Below are 15,033 nucleotides of genomic sequence, written 5' to 3' on the forward strand. Positions count from 1 at the left end.
AGGAGTTAGATATGAGTAAAATATCATGCTGTTTACGATTAGGAGAAGTACCCTTACATCTTTATCAAATTATTGCAGGGTATCATCTTTTAAAAAGAAAGGGAATAATTGAGTTAAGTATTGAAAAGGCCCCAGATCAGCTACTTCCATACAATATGATGGAGGTAGAAATTAATAATCAGTATTCAGTCTTGTATGATTTGAATGATGGCTACGACAACTTATTAACTAAAAAAGAAGATTATGTAGATTTTATGGATAGACTGCTCGAAAGGTACGACATCTGCTTTAAAAGAAGTTTTAGTAGTAAATATAATCGAAAATTAAAGTATGGAAATAAAGTTTGCCCTCTAGGACTTAATTACATGGTAACTATTCCTGGAAATGCTGCGCATCTTCCACAAAAAGAAGATCCGAGGACAGAAAAGATTAAGAAACTAATTCGTATGTTACCTTTTTCAGAGTATTATAACGGGCACTATAAGATTCAAGCTTTTGAGGATACTCCAAATTTCAATGCTGATCCAAAAATATTATTTATGGCAAGGCTCTGGGACATAAATGGGGAATATTCAAATCAGCTTTCGAACGAGAAAAAGGAAGAAAGAAATTATATAAACAATGTTAGAGCCAATTGTATCCGACTCCTAAAAAGGGAATTTGGTTCTACTTTCTTTGGTGGTGTTAGTCCTTCCCCCTATGCTAACAAGTATTATTCAGATATTGTAATTGAGGATAAAAAAATTACAAATAGAAACTACTACATCAGAAAAGTAAAAGACTCTTCAATATGTATAGCAACAATGGGGTTACATGAATCAATTGGATGGAAGTTTGCAGAGTATATTGCTGCAAGTAAAGCTATTGTGACTGAAGAATTGCATTATGAAGTACCAGGGAATTTAAACAAAAATGAAAACTATTTAGATTTTTCATCACCGGAACATTGTCTAGAACAAGTACACTTGTTAATGAAAAATGTAGATCTTAGAAAGAAAATGATGATTAATAACTTCAATTATTATCATAAATATGTAAGACCAGATCAAATAGTTTTAAATAGTATTATTAATGTCTTGGAATCTAGATTAGGAGGTGTTGAAAGTGAAGCCACTGTTGACCGTTTTCACGCCTACATTTAACCGAGGTTATATCCTAGGGAAATGTTATGAGAATTTAAAAAAGCAAACCAATATGAATTTTATTTGGCTTATTATCGATGATGGCTCCACTGACAACACTAGATTAATAGTAGAGAGCTGGATGGAGGAAAATATAGTTAACATTCAATATCATTACCAAGAAAATCTTGGGATGCATGGTGCACATAATGCGGCATATGAACGAATTGATACCGAATTAAATGTTTGTATCGATTCTGATGATTATATGCCAGTAGATGCTGTTGAAAAAATAATACTATTTTGGAAGAAATACGGAAGTAATAAATATGCCGGAATGATTGGGCTAGATGCTACATATCACGGTGAAATATTGGGTACAAAGCTTCCGAACATCAAATGCTCAAATCTCTATAACCTCTATGGAAAATATGGAGTTAAAGGGGACAAGAAAATAGTATATAGAACCGAGCTTACAAAAAACACACCTCCTTATCCAATATTTCCAAATGAGAAATATTGTCCCTTAAGCTATAAATATATTTTAATTGATCAAATTTGCCCATTACTAATTATGAATGAGGTATTATGTCACGTTGAGTATTTAAATGATGGATCAAGTATGAATATTATTCAGCAGTATAAGAAGAACCCACATGGCTTTGCTTTTTTTAGAAGAGTAGCTATACAGTATGCCCCAACATTGAAAGAAAGGTACAGAGAGAGCATTCATTATGTATCCAGTAGTCTAATGATTAGAAACTACAGATTCCTTGTGGACACACCTAGGAAATTAATTACACTAATGGCGGCACCTTTAGGTTTATTGGTATATATTTACATTATTAATACTAAAAAAAGAACGATACTTAAGAATAATAATTCGGTTTGAAATGTGAAGGGATAATAGAATGACTCTTCTTTGGTTAAATCTTATAGTCGTATTTTTCTTTTCTTTTTTTGCACGATACTTTTCAAGACCAGTATTTATAGGAACAAACATGGCTATTCATATGAAACCAAATTTACTCTTGGTTTTAGGAGTTATGTTTTCTCTCATAGTTATATCGGGTTTAAGAAAAAATATCGGTGACACTTATTTTTATATGCATTCATTTAAAATTAATAATTACGATTGGAATTATGTACTGAATGAAAAAGAAATAGGTTTTGGGGTTCTTCAAATGTTACTGAAATCTTATTCAAATGACCCTCAGGTTCTGATATTTTCAACTGCACTTATTACAAACTTTCTTATTATTTTAATACTTGCTAGGTATTCAGGTGTTTTTGAATTAAGCACTTATGTATACATAACTGGTGGCTTATTCTTAGTTTCTATGAATGGAATTAGACAGGTATTAGCTGCTGCTATTGTATTTACTGCAACTAAGTTCATTATTAACGGCAATTGGATCATGTACTTTATTATTGTAATATTTGCTTCAACCTTTCATCAAAGTGCTCTAATATTATTACCGATATATTTCCTAGCAAGATATAGGGCATGGTCAAAAGCAACTATAATTATGTTAGCTTTTTCTCTATTTATAGCTATTGGTTATAATCTGTTTTCAAGTCTATTATTTAGTGCTATAGAGAATACAGAATATGGTAAGTATTCTGAGTTTCAGGAAGGCGGAGCAAATATTGTTCGAGTTGGTGTTTACGCAGCACCAATAGTGATTGCTTACTTAGGCAGAGAAAAGCTAAGGAGTATTTTTCCTAGTAGTGATTACATAGTAAATATGGCACTTGTAGGTTTATTATTTATGATTGTATCTATGCAAAATTGGATATTTGCAAGATTTTCAATTTACTTCAACCTATATCAACTTATCATTGTTTCATGGATTGTTAAAACTTTTGCCGAAAGACAACAACGGTTTATATACTATGCAATTTTAGTTTGCTATTTTCTTTACTATTATTACGAATCAGTTATAAGTCTTAATATATTTTATGAAAGTAATTACCTATAGATAAGGAGGGGAATTATGGTGATTCTAGTTACAGGTGGAGCAGGCTACATTGGAAGTCATACATGCGTGGAATTATTAAATGAGGGACACGACATCGTTGTTGTTGATAACTTCATTAATAGCAAACCAGAATCTTTAAATAGAATAAAGAAAATTACAGGGAAAGACTTCAAGGTTTATTATACTGATCTCTTAGATGAGGCTGAACTTCATAAAGTATTCGAGGAAAATGCCATAGAAGCAGTTATTCACTTTGCAGGTCTAAAAGCGGTTGGAGAGTCGGTTAATGTTCCACTCTGGTACTACCACAACAATATCACAAGCACTGTGATTCTTTGTAAAGTGATGCAAAAATATGGTGTGAAAAAAATGGTCTTTAGCTCATCTGCTACTGTTTATGGTATTCCAGAAACCGTACCAATTAAAGAAGACGCATGTTTATGGGCAATGAACCCTTATGGTAGAACAAAGTTAATGATTGAAGAAATTCTAAGAGACTTATATGAATCGGATAAAAGCTGGAGTATCGCTTTATTAAGATACTTTAATCCGATTGGAGCACATGAAAGTGGGTTAATTGGAGAAGACCCTAACGGAATTCCTAACAACCTTATGCCTTATATTACTCAGGTCGCTGTTGGAAAACTCAACAAGTTAAGTGTCTTTGGAAACAACTACCCAACTCTAGATGGAACGGGAGTAAGGGACTATATTCACGTGGTTGATTTGGCAAAAGGGCATTTAAGAGCAGTGGAAAAGGTGAAGGAAGCAACAGGAATTGGTGCTTATAATCTTGGGACGGGAAAAGGATACAGTGTTCTTGAAGTTATTCAAGCTTTTGAGCAGGCTTCACAGGCCAAGGTTCCGTACAAAATAGTAGAACCTAGACCAGGAGATGTAGCCTCTTGCTATGCAGACCCATCTAAGGCAAAACGCGAACTGAACTGGGAAGCAGAAAAAGGAATTGTAGACATGTGTGCCGATGCTTGGCGATGGCAACGAAAAAATCCAAATGGATATGAAGAAGACCCTCACTTTACAGTAAAAAGTGGGGATTTTTTATTTGGAGAAAAGTTCGAAGAAACTGTAAAGTGAGGAAAAAACATTGGGAATACAAACGCAACAAAAATTTAAAGAATTGCTAGTGGAGCTTTATTCAAAAGGGCAGGAATCAGATATACAAGTGAATGACATGATTGTACAAATTCAGCAAAGACTGAATGAACTCTTAGAACCAAAAAAGCAAATTCTACCCTAGGGAGTAGGAAACGTGAAGAGATGTCTTGATTTTATATGTGGTTTGATGCTATTTATCTTGTTTTTGCCATTCATGTTAACTTTAGCTCTTTTAATAAGAATCAAACTAGGAGCACCTATTTTATTTAAGCAGCAACGACCGGGATTGCATGGAAAACCATTTTATCTTTATAAGTTTCGGACAATGACCGATGCCAGAGATAGTATGGGGAATTTATTTTCTGACCATATTCGACTCACCCCATTTGGAGCTACATTAAGAAGGTTCAGTCTTGATGAACTCCCACAATTAATAAATGTCATTATAGGAGATATAAGCTTAGTCGGCCCTAGACCCTTATTAATGGAATACTTACCCTTATATTCCGAAGAACAAGCAAAACGCCATTTGGTTCGACCAGGTATAACAGGGTGGGCACAAGTAAATGGGCGTAACGCAATTAGTTGGGAAGATAAGTTTAAACTGGATGTTTGGTATGTGAACAATCGTTCCTTATGGCTAGACATTAAAATATTATTTATAACGATAAAAAAAGTAGTTAAAACTGAAGGGATTACCCAAAGAGGGGTAGCTACAGTAGAACCGTTCAAGGGTACAAAGTCAGTAGAAGGAGGGCATGGATGAAACTAGTGGTTGTTGGAACGGGAGGACATAGCAAGGTTATTCAAGATTTGGTTCGGTTAAATCAAGAAAATACAATTATCGCCTTTTTAGATGATAAATACGCGAGTCTAACTTTTGAAAATTCTGTTTACAATGGTCCAATCGATTCGGCTAAACAACTATTACACATTCATCCAGATCTAAAGTTCATTATAGCAATTGGAAGAAATGAGACTAGGAAAAGAATAATCGAAAGATTAGGGGTTGAAGATGCTTTCTTTGCAACATTGATTCATCCGACAGCATGGATTAGTCCGAGTGTAACAATTGGTGTGGGAACAGTTGTCATGCCACAAGCCGTAATAAATGCAGATTCGTACATTGGTAATCATACGATCATTAATACAGGAGCAATTATTGAACATGATAATCAAATCTCTGATTTTGTTCATGTTTCTCCAAAAGCTATATTGACGGGTGGAGTGAAAGTGGGAGAAGGAGTACATATAGGGGCAGGAGCCTCAGTTATTCCCAACTTAGAAATTGGGGAATGGTCAATCATCGGTGCTGGTGCCACTGTGATCAAATTCATCCCTGCATCAAGTACAGCTGTTGGTGTTCCTGCTAAAGTAATAAAACTACAATTGATAGAGGGTGTCTAAATGATTTCTTCAGTAAAGAAAAGTCGAATTTTCCTATCGCCTCCTCATCTGTCAGGTAATGAAGCCAAGTATATACAGGAGGCAATTGAAACGAATTGGATTGCCCCTTTAGGACCTAATGTGGATGCTTTTGAAAAAGAATTGGCCGATTACGTAGGAGTCAATGGAGCAGTTGCTGTTAGTTCAGGTACAGCTGCTATCCACTTGGCTCTTTCTTTATTAGAAGTAGATAAAGGAGATACTGTATTTTGCTCCTCACTTACCTTTGTTGCAAGTGCAAACCCAATTCTTTATCTTGGAGCAGAGCCAGTGTTCATTGATTCAGAGCCGGATACGTGGAATATGTCTCCTTTAGCACTTGAACGAGCATTAAGAGACGCAAAGCTCGCTGGAAAGCTACCTAAAGCAGTAATTGTTGTCAATCTTTATGGTCAAAGTGCCAAGATGGATGAAATAGTAGACATTTGTGATGAGTACGAAGTACCGATGATTGAGGATGCAGCAGAATCATTAGGTAGTACCTATAAAGGAAGACCAAGTGGAACGTTTGGTAAGTTCGGGATCTACTCCTTTAATGGAAATAAAATTATTACTACCTCAGGTGGAGGTATGTTGGTTTCTGATGATCTAGAAGCTTTAAGTAGGGCTCGATTTTTAGCAACTCAAGCTCGGGATCTAGCTCCACATTACCAACATAGCACTATGGGATACAATTATAGGATGAGTAATATTCTTGCTGGAATAGGTAGAGGGCAATTAGAGGTTTTAAATGAACGGGTACACGCTAGAAGAGAAGTATTTTCTAAGTATCAGAATGAGTTAGGTCAGCTTCCTGGTATTTATTTTATGCCAGAATTACAAAACACCATGTCCAATCGTTGGTTAACAGCCATCACTGTAGACGAAAGAGAGGCAGGAGTTTCTGTAATAGAGATTTTAGAAGTAATGTCTAAGGAAAATATTGAAGCACGACCTGTTTGGAAACCCCTCCATTTGCAGCCTTTATTTAGCGGGTTAAAATATTATTCTCATTATGAAACATATAGTATGTCGGATGAATTGTTCGAATCTGGAATTTGCCTACCATCAGGGTCAAATCTAACAAATGAAGAATTTAATAGAGTAGTTGATTGCATTAAATCCTTAAACCTTGGATGTGAAAAAGTACAACAATACGGATAAACGGGGTATAACTAATGATTGGAAAAAACATATACGAAATACGTAAAAGAAGGGGTCTTACCTTAACAGAACTCGCAGAACGAGCTGGAATAGCCAAATCATACTTAAGTAATATTGAAAGGAATCTAAATCAAAATCCCTCCATTAATGTCATTGAAAAAATTGCTTCTGTGTTAGATGTTGATTTAAAGGAATTGTTAGGATCAGGAAGTAATGAAATAGAAACTCAATTAGACAGTGAATGGGTGGAGTTCGTTAGAGAATTAAGAGACTCAGGTGTAGAGAAGGATCAAATCCAGGAATATAAAATGCTACTAGATTTTATTAAGTGGCAAAATACGAGACAAGGATAAGGAAGTGTGGGATGGATACTGAAATAACAAATATCCCGAAAATCATCCATTATTGCTGGTTTGGTGGAAAAAAAAAACCAGACATTGTTAAGACTTGTATTCAAAGCTGGAAGAATATCCTCAAAGATTATGAGATTATCGAATGGAATGAAGCGAATTTTGATATTCATTCAAATACCTTTGTTAAAGAAGCTTATGAATCTGGAAAATTTGCATTTGTAAGTGACTATGTAAGGGTGTTTGTACTCTATCATCAGGGTGGTATTTATTTAGATACGGATGTTGAAGTGTTTCAATCTTTTGATAAATTTCTTCACCATGAATCTTTTTGGGGATTTGAACAGGAAAATTATATAGCGACAAGTACGATAGGGGCTAAAGAAGGAAATAAGTTGATTGGACAGTTTTTAGATTCATATAAAAGTAAAGTATTCAAAAATGAAGATGGTAGCTTTAATGAATTAACTAATGTGGCAATAGTTACAAAAATTTTGGAGAGTAGTGGTTTAAAAAGAGATGATAGTCTTCAAATAATTGAAGGTATAGGGGCGTTTTATCCACAAACGTATTTTTCTCCATATGACTATATAAACATAAGAAAATTTATTACAGAGGAAACTGTTACTGTTCACCATTTTTATAAGAGTTGGTTACCTACAAGTGCAAGGGTAAAAAGTACTTTGAAAAAAGTTACTGCAAGAGTTATTGGTGGATCGAATATTGCTAAATTAAGAAGCTTTATTACTAAATAATATGGAAGGAGTATTCCTACCATGATAATAAAAATAATAAAATCACTAGTAACGGAAGCTAAAACCAGAGGATTAACTTTTACCATTTTAATGAACTTATCAAACCTTCTTTCTTGTATAAGGGGTTTATTTAATGCTTTCTTATTTGCAAGAAATATTCGATCAACTATATTTTTTCTTCAGAAAAATAGTCATATAGAGATATTTCATAAAAAAGCTAAAGTTCATATAGGAAAATTTGTCTTTATAAGAAAGAACACCAGTATTCGTGTTGATCATAATGGGAAGCTTGTCATTAGTGACAAGGTTTTTATTAACAATAATTGTACGATTAATTGTGTAAATCAGATTTCTATAGGCAGCCAAACGAAAATTGCACCTAATGTATGTATTAATGATCATGATCATAACTACAAAAATTCAAGCGATTCACATTTAGTAACAGGGACTGTTTGCATTGGTAAGAATGTGTGGATTGGAGCAAATGTTGTAATTCTGCGTAATACAACAATAGGGGACAATGCAGTTATTGCTGCTGGTAGTGTAGTAAAAGGAACTGTTCCAGCAAATTCACTATTTATTAATAAAAGAGAAAAAGAAGTGATTCCGTTTGGTCATGAACATATTCAAACCAAAGTAATGTGAGGAAAAATATGAAGAAGAATATTTTAATATCAGTCTATGATATGGAAATCGGTGGAATCGAGAGAAGCTTGATTAACATGTTGGAAGCATTTGATCACGAGAATTATAATATAGATTTGTTGGTATTTGAACATCGAGGAGATTTTATGAAATTAATCCCTAATCAAGTAAATCTAATCCCTCAAATTAATGCTTATACTGTATTTAGAAAGCCGATTAGTCGGTGTATAAAAGAAGGTCATTATGCTTCATCGATTGTTAGGATTGTAGCAAAGTATGCTTCTATACAAAAAGCAAAAACTAGAAAGCTTAAAGAAGGACCTGGTTATATACAGATGCAACTGGTATCCAAATATTCTTCTATATTAATGCCTAAGCTTAAGAAATATTATGATGTAACCATAAGTTATGCTTGGCCACATGATCTAGTTGCTGATCGAATTCCTGCAAAGAAAAAAATTGCTTGGATACACACGGATTACAGTAAGTTAGAAATTGATAATCAAATAGATTTAGAGATGTGGAATAAATTTGATTATATTGCGGCTGTCTCTGAGGAATGTTGCAAAGCTTTTTTAAAAACATATCCATTATTAAAAAATAAAGTTTTTATCCTTGAAAATATCACGTCACCTTCATTTATTAAGATTATGTCTAGTGAGGTTCTACCAAATAAACAGGGACTATCAGGACCATTTAATATCCTTTCAGTAGGAAGACTATCTTATGTAAAAGGATTTGATTTAGCGGTTAAAGCACTCCGTCTATTACATGATAAAGGTTTAACTAATATTAAATGGTATGTGGTAGGTTATGGTGGATATGAACAAGAGTTAGTTGAGTTGATTAAAAGTAATCAAATGGAAGATAGCTTTATTTTATTAGGAAAACAAGCCAATCCTTATCCCTTTATAAAAGCTTGTGACCTTTACGTCCAACCATCTCGTTATGAAGGGAAAGCAGTTACTGTTACTGAAGCCAAGATATTAAACAAGCCAATCATAATAACTAACTATCCTACTTCTGCAAGTCAAGTTACTAATGGATTGGATGGAATCATTTGCGATGGTAATTCTGAATCAATAGCAGATGCAATAAAAGATCTATATACTGATCATGATCTTAGAAGTCATCTAATAAGAAATACAAAGAAAACAGATTACAATAACAATGAGGAAATAAAAAAACTTTATGAAGTAATTAATACTCAGTAAGGAGGGATTGGGATGGAAGTGAAGGTAAGTGTTATTATTCCTGTTTATAATGCAGAAAAATACATTCAAGAATGCATCCAATCCCTATTAAATCAGACAATTAAGGAATGTGAATTCATTTTTATAGATGATGGCTCAACGGATAAAAGTCGAGAAATGATTGAATATTATCAGAAAAAGGATAAAAGAATCATCTTTGTCAGTCAAAAAAATCAAGGAGTAAGTGTAGCTAGAAATCAAGGATTGAAATTGGCAAGAGGAAAATATATTGGGTTTGTTGATGCTGATGATTATATTAAAGAAGATATGTATATGATGCTTTACGAAGCAGCGATACTTGATGACAAGGATGTTGTAATCTGTAACTTTGAAAGTGAGTCGGATGGGAGATTAATATTAAGTACTTTTCCTTTTACACAAGTTAATGAGCTAAATAAAAAATTTATTGAGAAAGAACTAATACCATATTTTATTAAAACTGATCATCTAAATAGTGTTGTTAATAAAATATATAAAAATCAAATCATACGTGAGAAAAGGCTATGTTTTCCTAAAGGTGTTGCACTAGGAGAAGATGGTCTTTTTAATATCCACTTCTTTAGTCACGCTGAAAGGGGAATGTATATAAACTATGTGGGGTACCACTACAGAGAGGTAGCTGGAAGTGCCACTAGAAATATAGTTAAAACGGATTATTTTTCTAGAGCGATAGAAGTATACCATCAAGAATATCCAGTGAGGATCTTAGAAAAAGTTCCATTAGATAAACTTCAGGAATATAAATCAATGAAGCTAGTAAACAGCGTGATTTCTTACATACATATGTATTCTAATCCGGAAAGTGGATTACACTTTAGTGATAGGTACAAATATACACGAAAAATGATAGAAAGTAGAGAAGTTAGTGCTGCATTACGGAATTTACTTCAAGCAAACTACCAAATAGAAGGTAGGTATGAAAAATACATTATTGAAATGATGAAACGGAGAAGTGTATTAGGGCTACTATTTGCGACTGCATATAGCAGATTTAGAAATAAGAAATGAAGGTGGAAAAGAATGAGAATATTAATGTTTGCGCATGGTGGAAGTTTGAACAGAGGGTGTGAAGCAATTGTAAGGTCTTCAACATCAATAATAAAGGAAAAAATAGATGGGGCAAAAGTATATTTAACATCCTATAAGCCTGAAACAGATAAGATCATTACAAAGTTAGATGGCATTTATGATGGTTCAGATTATCATATGAAAAAATTTTCCTCAGAATGGTTTCTATCATCATTTAAAGTGAAGTTTTTTAAAGATGAATCGTATGCTTATCGGAAAATTCATCAAAACACAATTAAACATATTAAAAATATGGATGTCTGTTTATCAATCGGTGGGGATAATTATTGTTATGGGGAGCAACCAGGGTGGTATGAAGTTGACAAGAACATCAAAAATGAGAGAAAGAAACTGGTTTTGTGGGGCTGTTCCATAGGGGAAGAAGACTTATCACCCAAGAAGTTGGAGGATCTAAAATCGTTTGATCTTATTCTGGCAAGAGAGACTTTGACATACAACCTTCTAAAGAGCAAAGGGCTAAAGAATGTTAAATTATGTGCAGATCCTGCATTTACAATGGAAAAAGAAGAACTAGCACTCCCTGAAAATTGGCAGGAAGGTAACACAATAGGATTAAACTTTAGCCCTTTAGTGTTAAATCGTAATAAACATTCATATGAGGCTGTAAGAGAGTTAATAATTCATATATTAAATTCCACGGATATGACTATAGCCTTAACGCCACATGTAATTGATAAGGGTAACAATGATTATGAGGTACTTGAAAAATATTTCAATGAGTTTAAATCAACGAAAAGAGTAGTACTTCTACCTGATAATTTAAATGCACCACAATACAAAGGGTATATTGCTCGTATGAGATTTTTTATAGGAGCAAGAACACATGCTACGATAGCGGCGTATTCTAACTGTATTCCAACTTTAGTATTAGGCTACAGTATAAAATCCAAAGGAATAGCTAAAGATCTATTTGGAGAAGAAAAACTAGTTTTAAGTTTAAATGATCTATCTGATAAAAGTAAGTTAATAAATAGCTTTAAAGAAATGTTAATGGAAGAAGATGAACTGAAGCAAAAACTTCAGCAATCAGTCCCAAAGATTAAAAAGATGTCATATAAGGCGGTTGACTACTTAAGTGACCTAGTTAAATAACATGGGGTAAAACTAATGAAAAAAAAATTACTATTTGTCATACCAAGTCTATCCGCTGGCGGTGGAGAAAAGAGCTTAATCAATTTACTAAATCAAATTGATTATAGTCAATATAATGTCGATTTACTCTTATTAAACCAAACAGGTACATTCATTAAACTGCTCCCGAAAGAAGTGAGACTGATTTCTTTGGGAAACGACTATAGTATATTTACTAAAAGTATAGTGTCTTCCATTTTTGGATTAATAAAAAATAAAAAGGTAAGGTTGGCCTATAATAGGTTCATGTTCTCCTTTTATCTAAAGGTTATTAAAAATAGGGCTGTAGCTGAACAGTATACTTGGAAATACCTTAAGAATTCATTTAATTTCGTAGAGAACAACTATGATACTGCCATTGGTTTTCTTGAAAAAACATCTATCTACTTTGTAGTTGATAAGGTATCCTCGAAAAAAAAGATAGGATGGGTTCATACGAATTATTCCAATTCTGGCCTTAATGCAAAATTAGATTTTCCATATTTCTCACAATTGGATAGTATTGTTACAGTCTCAGAGGAGTGTGTAATTTCCTTAAAGGAATCTTTTAGTGATCTTGGAAATAAGGTGGAATTGGTCTATAACATTTTATCGCCAGAATTAATTAAAGAGTTAGCTACTAAAGATTTAGACAGAGATTTAGTAAGAGAAAATGGTTTTACTACTATTGTAACTATAGCAAGACTTAGTCAAGAAAAGGGGATAGATCTTGCCATTGAATCATGTAGAGTCTTAAAAGACAAAGGATATAAAGTAAGGTGGTTTGTATTAGGTGAGGGAAAAGAAAGGAAGAATCTTGAAAGCTTAATTAAAAAAAATAGGTTGCAAGATTCCTTTTTTCTATTGGGGATTAAAGAAAATCCATATCCATATATTCATCAAGCAGATGTATATGTTCAACCCTCTAGGTATGAAGGAAAATCAATAGCAATTGATGAGGCAAAAATACTAAAAAAACCAATCGTAATTACAAATTTTGAAACAGCAAAGGATCAAATAATTAGTGAATACAATGGATTAATCGTAGAAACTTCTAAAGAGAATATCGCTAAAGGGATTGCAGAGTTAATTCATAACGAGGAATTAAGAAATAAATTAATAGAAAATCTTGATAGCGAAAAACTTGGTACAGTTCAGGAAATAGAGAAAGTATACGATCTTGTTTAGCGGTGGTGTATGAATGAAAAAAAACATCTTATTTATTGCAAACAGTTTAGTTTGTGGAGGATCTGAAAAATCTTTGATTTCTCTCTTAGAAACAATAGATCAATCTAAATATAATATTGATTTATTCCTTTTTAGACATAAGGGAATGTTTTTTAATAGAATACCAGGATATGTACACTTGCTACCTGCTCCAAGAAATTACGATTATCTAGATTATCCAATAAAAAAATCTGTTAAGGAATTGCTAAAAAAGAGGGACTTTAAATTAGTAGCAAGTAGAGGAATCCTAGGAGTGTTAGCGAAAACAGAAAAAAATGGAGCGGTAATTGAACAGAAATTTTGGAAATACTTAGCAAGCTCGTTGAAAGGGTTGGATAAGGAATATGATGTAGCAATTGGTTATCAAGAAAAAAATCCTATTTATTTCTTGATTGATAAAGTAAAGGCGAAGAAAAAAATAGGATGGATCCATACCGATTATAATAAGTTGAACATCGATTTTCGACAAGAAAATAATTATTTTAAAAATTTAGATTATTTAGTTACAGTATCACAGGATCTTCTAAACATATTAAAAGAGGTTACTCCTGAAAATCACGAAAAAATTAAATGTATCGAAAACATTATCTCTCCTGGTCTGATAAATTTGTTGTCTTCAGAGTCAGTAGACAATTTTGATAAGGGAAATTGTCTTGTATTGTTGTCTGTGGGTAGACTTGCAAAGGAAAAAGGGTTGGACATCTCACTAGAAGCAATCAAAATATTAGTCGATAAAGGCTATAACATTAAATGGTATCTAATAGGTGAGGGAGATCAAAAAATCCATTTACAAAAAGCTCTTAAAGAAAAGAATTTAGAAAGTAGAGTTGTTTTTCTTGGACAAAAAGTGAATCCATATCCTTATATAAGAAAATCAGATATTTATATTCAGACTTCGAGATATGAAGGTAAATCAATCTCAATTGAAGAGGCAAAAGTACTCGCTAAACCTATAGTTGTTACCAACTTCTCTACGGCTTCTAATCAGGTTACCCATGGAGAGACCGGGTTAATTGCCGAAATGGATGCAGCCTCTGTAGCAGAGCAGATTGAATTACTAATAAACGATAAGGAACTATTAGAAAAGTTAATAGCAAATTTGGGTGTAGGAAATATTGGAAATGAGTACGAAGTAAATAAACTATATGACTTAATAGAAGTTTGATAAAGACAATTGTTTCATATTCGAGGAGATTTAATATATTTTGTAAAGTAGGTGATTGAAATGATTCGTAGGCTTAAAAATTTTATTCAGATTAAATTAGGTAAAACATCTCCTGAAGAATTAACAGTCAAGACCTGTCTAAATATGGGGATGAAGGTAGGTGAAAATTGTCATGGTCTTTTTGGAAGTACAATTGATGTGGCGCATTGTTGGCTTATTGAAATAGGGGATAATGTAACATTTGCTCCACAAGTATACCTACTTGCACATGATGCAAGTACAAAAAGGTATCTCGATTACACAAAAATAGCGAAACTTAAAATTGAAGACAATGTTTTTATAGGAGCAAGAGCACTAATTATGCCCGGAGTATCAATTGGAAAAAATTCAATAGTGGCTGCCGGAAGTGTAGTTACAAGATCAGTTCCTGAAAACAGTGTTGTTGGAGGGAATCCAGCAAAGTTATTGGCTAAGACAGAGGAATATATTGATAGACATAGAGAAAATATGAAATTATCAAAAACCTATAACTACGAGTGGACAGTTGGAGGAAATATAACACCAAGCATGTGTAAACAAATGACTTTGGAATTGGAAGATACTGTAGGGTATGTGAAATAATAACAGATTA

General features: G+C 33.2%; 17 protein-coding genes. All 17 read left to right on the forward strand.

The genetic code is table 11. The features are described from left to right. The first annotated feature begins 11 nt into the window (after nt 1-11). From ACVBAX_RS16815 to ACVBAX_RS16895, 17 genes are read left to right on the forward strand one after another with little or no spacing between them, the layout of a single operon-like run. Nucleotides 12-1,142: a glycosyltransferase family 1 protein gene (locus ACVBAX_RS16815; RefSeq protein ID WP_447118039.1), complete on the forward strand. Its 1,131-nt coding sequence runs from the start codon at nt 12-14 to the stop codon at nt 1,140-1,142. Beyond that, a complete protein-coding gene (locus ACVBAX_RS16820) occupies nt 1,105-2,013 on the forward strand; it encodes a glycosyltransferase family 2 protein (protein ID WP_447118040.1) in 909 nt (302 codons plus the stop codon). Before ACVBAX_RS16815 ends, ACVBAX_RS16820 begins: the two co-directional genes overlap by 38 nt. 19 nt (nt 2,014-2,032) lie before the next feature. Continuing rightward, complete coding sequence (locus tag ACVBAX_RS16825) at nt 2,033-3,103, forward strand: EpsG family protein (RefSeq protein WP_447118041.1); 1,071 nt, start codon at nt 2,033-2,035, stop codon at nt 3,101-3,103. Between the two features lie 15 nt (nt 3,104-3,118). Further along, nucleotides 3,119-4,198: a UDP-glucose 4-epimerase GalE gene (gene galE / locus ACVBAX_RS16830; RefSeq protein ID WP_447118042.1), complete on the forward strand. Its 1,080-nt coding sequence runs from the start codon at nt 3,119-3,121 to the stop codon at nt 4,196-4,198. 10 nt (nt 4,199-4,208) lie between these two features. Continuing rightward, nucleotides 4,209-4,361 (forward strand): hypothetical protein, encoded by a 153-nt coding sequence (locus tag ACVBAX_RS16835; protein WP_447118043.1) that lies wholly within the window; start codon nt 4,209-4,211, stop codon nt 4,359-4,361. 12 nt (nt 4,362-4,373) lie between these two features. Then, nucleotides 4,374-4,985, forward strand: coding sequence for a sugar transferase (locus ACVBAX_RS16840; RefSeq protein WP_447118044.1), 612 nt, complete (start codon nt 4,374-4,376; stop codon nt 4,983-4,985). Further along, nucleotides 4,982-5,626: an acetyltransferase gene (locus ACVBAX_RS16845; protein ID WP_447118045.1), complete on the forward strand. Its 645-nt coding sequence runs from the start codon at nt 4,982-4,984 to the stop codon at nt 5,624-5,626. Before ACVBAX_RS16840 ends, ACVBAX_RS16845 begins: the two co-directional genes overlap by 4 nt. Further along, complete coding sequence (locus ACVBAX_RS16850; RefSeq protein ID WP_447118046.1) at nt 5,627-6,808, forward strand: aminotransferase class I/II-fold pyridoxal phosphate-dependent enzyme; 1,182 nt, start codon at nt 5,627-5,629, stop codon at nt 6,806-6,808. A 14-nt stretch (nt 6,809-6,822) separates the two neighbouring features. After that, on the forward strand, nt 6,823-7,161 hold the full coding sequence (locus ACVBAX_RS16855; protein WP_447118047.1) for a helix-turn-helix domain-containing protein: 339 nt from the start codon (nt 6,823-6,825) through the stop codon (nt 7,159-7,161). 11 nt (nt 7,162-7,172) lie between these two features. Then, entirely contained in the window at nt 7,173-7,913 is a 741-nt protein-coding gene (locus ACVBAX_RS16860) for a glycosyltransferase family 32 protein (protein ID WP_447118048.1), read from the forward strand. Between the two features lie 21 nt (nt 7,914-7,934). Next, complete coding sequence (locus ACVBAX_RS16865; RefSeq protein ID WP_447118049.1) at nt 7,935-8,558, forward strand: acyltransferase; 624 nt, start codon at nt 7,935-7,937, stop codon at nt 8,556-8,558. Nucleotides 8,559-8,566: 8 nt separating this feature from the next. Beyond that, nucleotides 8,567-9,772, forward strand: coding sequence for a glycosyltransferase (locus ACVBAX_RS16870; protein WP_447118050.1), 1,206 nt, complete (start codon nt 8,567-8,569; stop codon nt 9,770-9,772). Between the two features lie 12 nt (nt 9,773-9,784). Beyond that, the gene (locus ACVBAX_RS16875; RefSeq protein ID WP_447118051.1) at nt 9,785-10,819 is read left to right on the forward strand and encodes a glycosyltransferase; all 1,035 of its coding nucleotides are present in this window, start codon (nt 9,785-9,787) and stop codon (nt 10,817-10,819) included. A gap of 12 nt (nt 10,820-10,831) precedes the next feature. Continuing rightward, complete coding sequence (locus ACVBAX_RS16880) at nt 10,832-11,992, forward strand: polysaccharide pyruvyl transferase family protein (RefSeq protein WP_447118052.1); 1,161 nt, start codon at nt 10,832-10,834, stop codon at nt 11,990-11,992. A 15-nt stretch (nt 11,993-12,007) separates the two neighbouring features. Then, entirely contained in the window at nt 12,008-13,198 is a 1,191-nt protein-coding gene (locus ACVBAX_RS16885; protein ID WP_447118053.1) for a glycosyltransferase, read from the forward strand. Nucleotides 13,199-13,211: 13 nt separating this feature from the next. After that, nucleotides 13,212-14,402: a glycosyltransferase gene (locus ACVBAX_RS16890; RefSeq protein ID WP_447118054.1), complete on the forward strand. Its 1,191-nt coding sequence runs from the start codon at nt 13,212-13,214 to the stop codon at nt 14,400-14,402. A gap of 60 nt (nt 14,403-14,462) precedes the next feature. Then, nucleotides 14,463-15,023 (forward strand): acyltransferase, encoded by a 561-nt coding sequence (locus ACVBAX_RS16895; protein WP_447118055.1) that lies wholly within the window; start codon nt 14,463-14,465, stop codon nt 15,021-15,023. Nucleotides 15,024-15,033 lie beyond the last annotated feature (10 nt).

It is taken from the genome of Robertmurraya sp. GLU-23, from assembly GCF_052983275.1.

What these genes read in the sequence shown, in the direction of transcription:
- ACVBAX_RS16885 (WP_447118053.1), top strand. Translation starts at nt 12,008, where the DNA reads ATGAAAAAAAAATTACTATTTGTCATACCAAGTCTATCCGCTGGCGGT.
- galE (WP_447118042.1), top strand. Translation starts at nt 3,119, where the DNA reads ATGGTGATTCTAGTTACAGGTGGAGCAGGCTACATTGGAAGTCATACA.
- ACVBAX_RS16875 (WP_447118051.1), top strand. Translation starts at nt 9,785, where the DNA reads ATGGAAGTGAAGGTAAGTGTTATTATTCCTGTTTATAATGCAGAAAAA.
- ACVBAX_RS16865 (WP_447118049.1), top strand. Translation starts at nt 7,935, where the DNA reads ATGATAATAAAAATAATAAAATCACTAGTAACGGAAGCTAAAACCAGA.
- ACVBAX_RS16855 (WP_447118047.1), top strand. Translation starts at nt 6,823, where the DNA reads ATGATTGGAAAAAACATATACGAAATACGTAAAAGAAGGGGTCTTACC.
- ACVBAX_RS16880 (WP_447118052.1), top strand. Translation starts at nt 10,832, where the DNA reads ATGAGAATATTAATGTTTGCGCATGGTGGAAGTTTGAACAGAGGGTGT.
- ACVBAX_RS16870 (WP_447118050.1), top strand. Translation starts at nt 8,567, where the DNA reads ATGAAGAAGAATATTTTAATATCAGTCTATGATATGGAAATCGGTGGA.
- ACVBAX_RS16895 (WP_447118055.1), top strand. Translation starts at nt 14,463, where the DNA reads ATGATTCGTAGGCTTAAAAATTTTATTCAGATTAAATTAGGTAAAACA.
- ACVBAX_RS16860 (WP_447118048.1), top strand. Translation starts at nt 7,173, where the DNA reads ATGGATACTGAAATAACAAATATCCCGAAAATCATCCATTATTGCTGG.
- ACVBAX_RS16850 (WP_447118046.1), top strand. Translation starts at nt 5,627, where the DNA reads ATGATTTCTTCAGTAAAGAAAAGTCGAATTTTCCTATCGCCTCCTCAT.
- ACVBAX_RS16845 (WP_447118045.1), top strand. Translation starts at nt 4,982, where the DNA reads ATGAAACTAGTGGTTGTTGGAACGGGAGGACATAGCAAGGTTATTCAA.
- ACVBAX_RS16815 (WP_447118039.1), top strand. Translation starts at nt 12, where the DNA reads ATGAGTAAAATATCATGCTGTTTACGATTAGGAGAAGTACCCTTACAT.
- ACVBAX_RS16825 (WP_447118041.1), top strand. Translation starts at nt 2,033, where the DNA reads ATGACTCTTCTTTGGTTAAATCTTATAGTCGTATTTTTCTTTTCTTTT.
- ACVBAX_RS16890 (WP_447118054.1), top strand. Translation starts at nt 13,212, where the DNA reads ATGAAAAAAAACATCTTATTTATTGCAAACAGTTTAGTTTGTGGAGGA.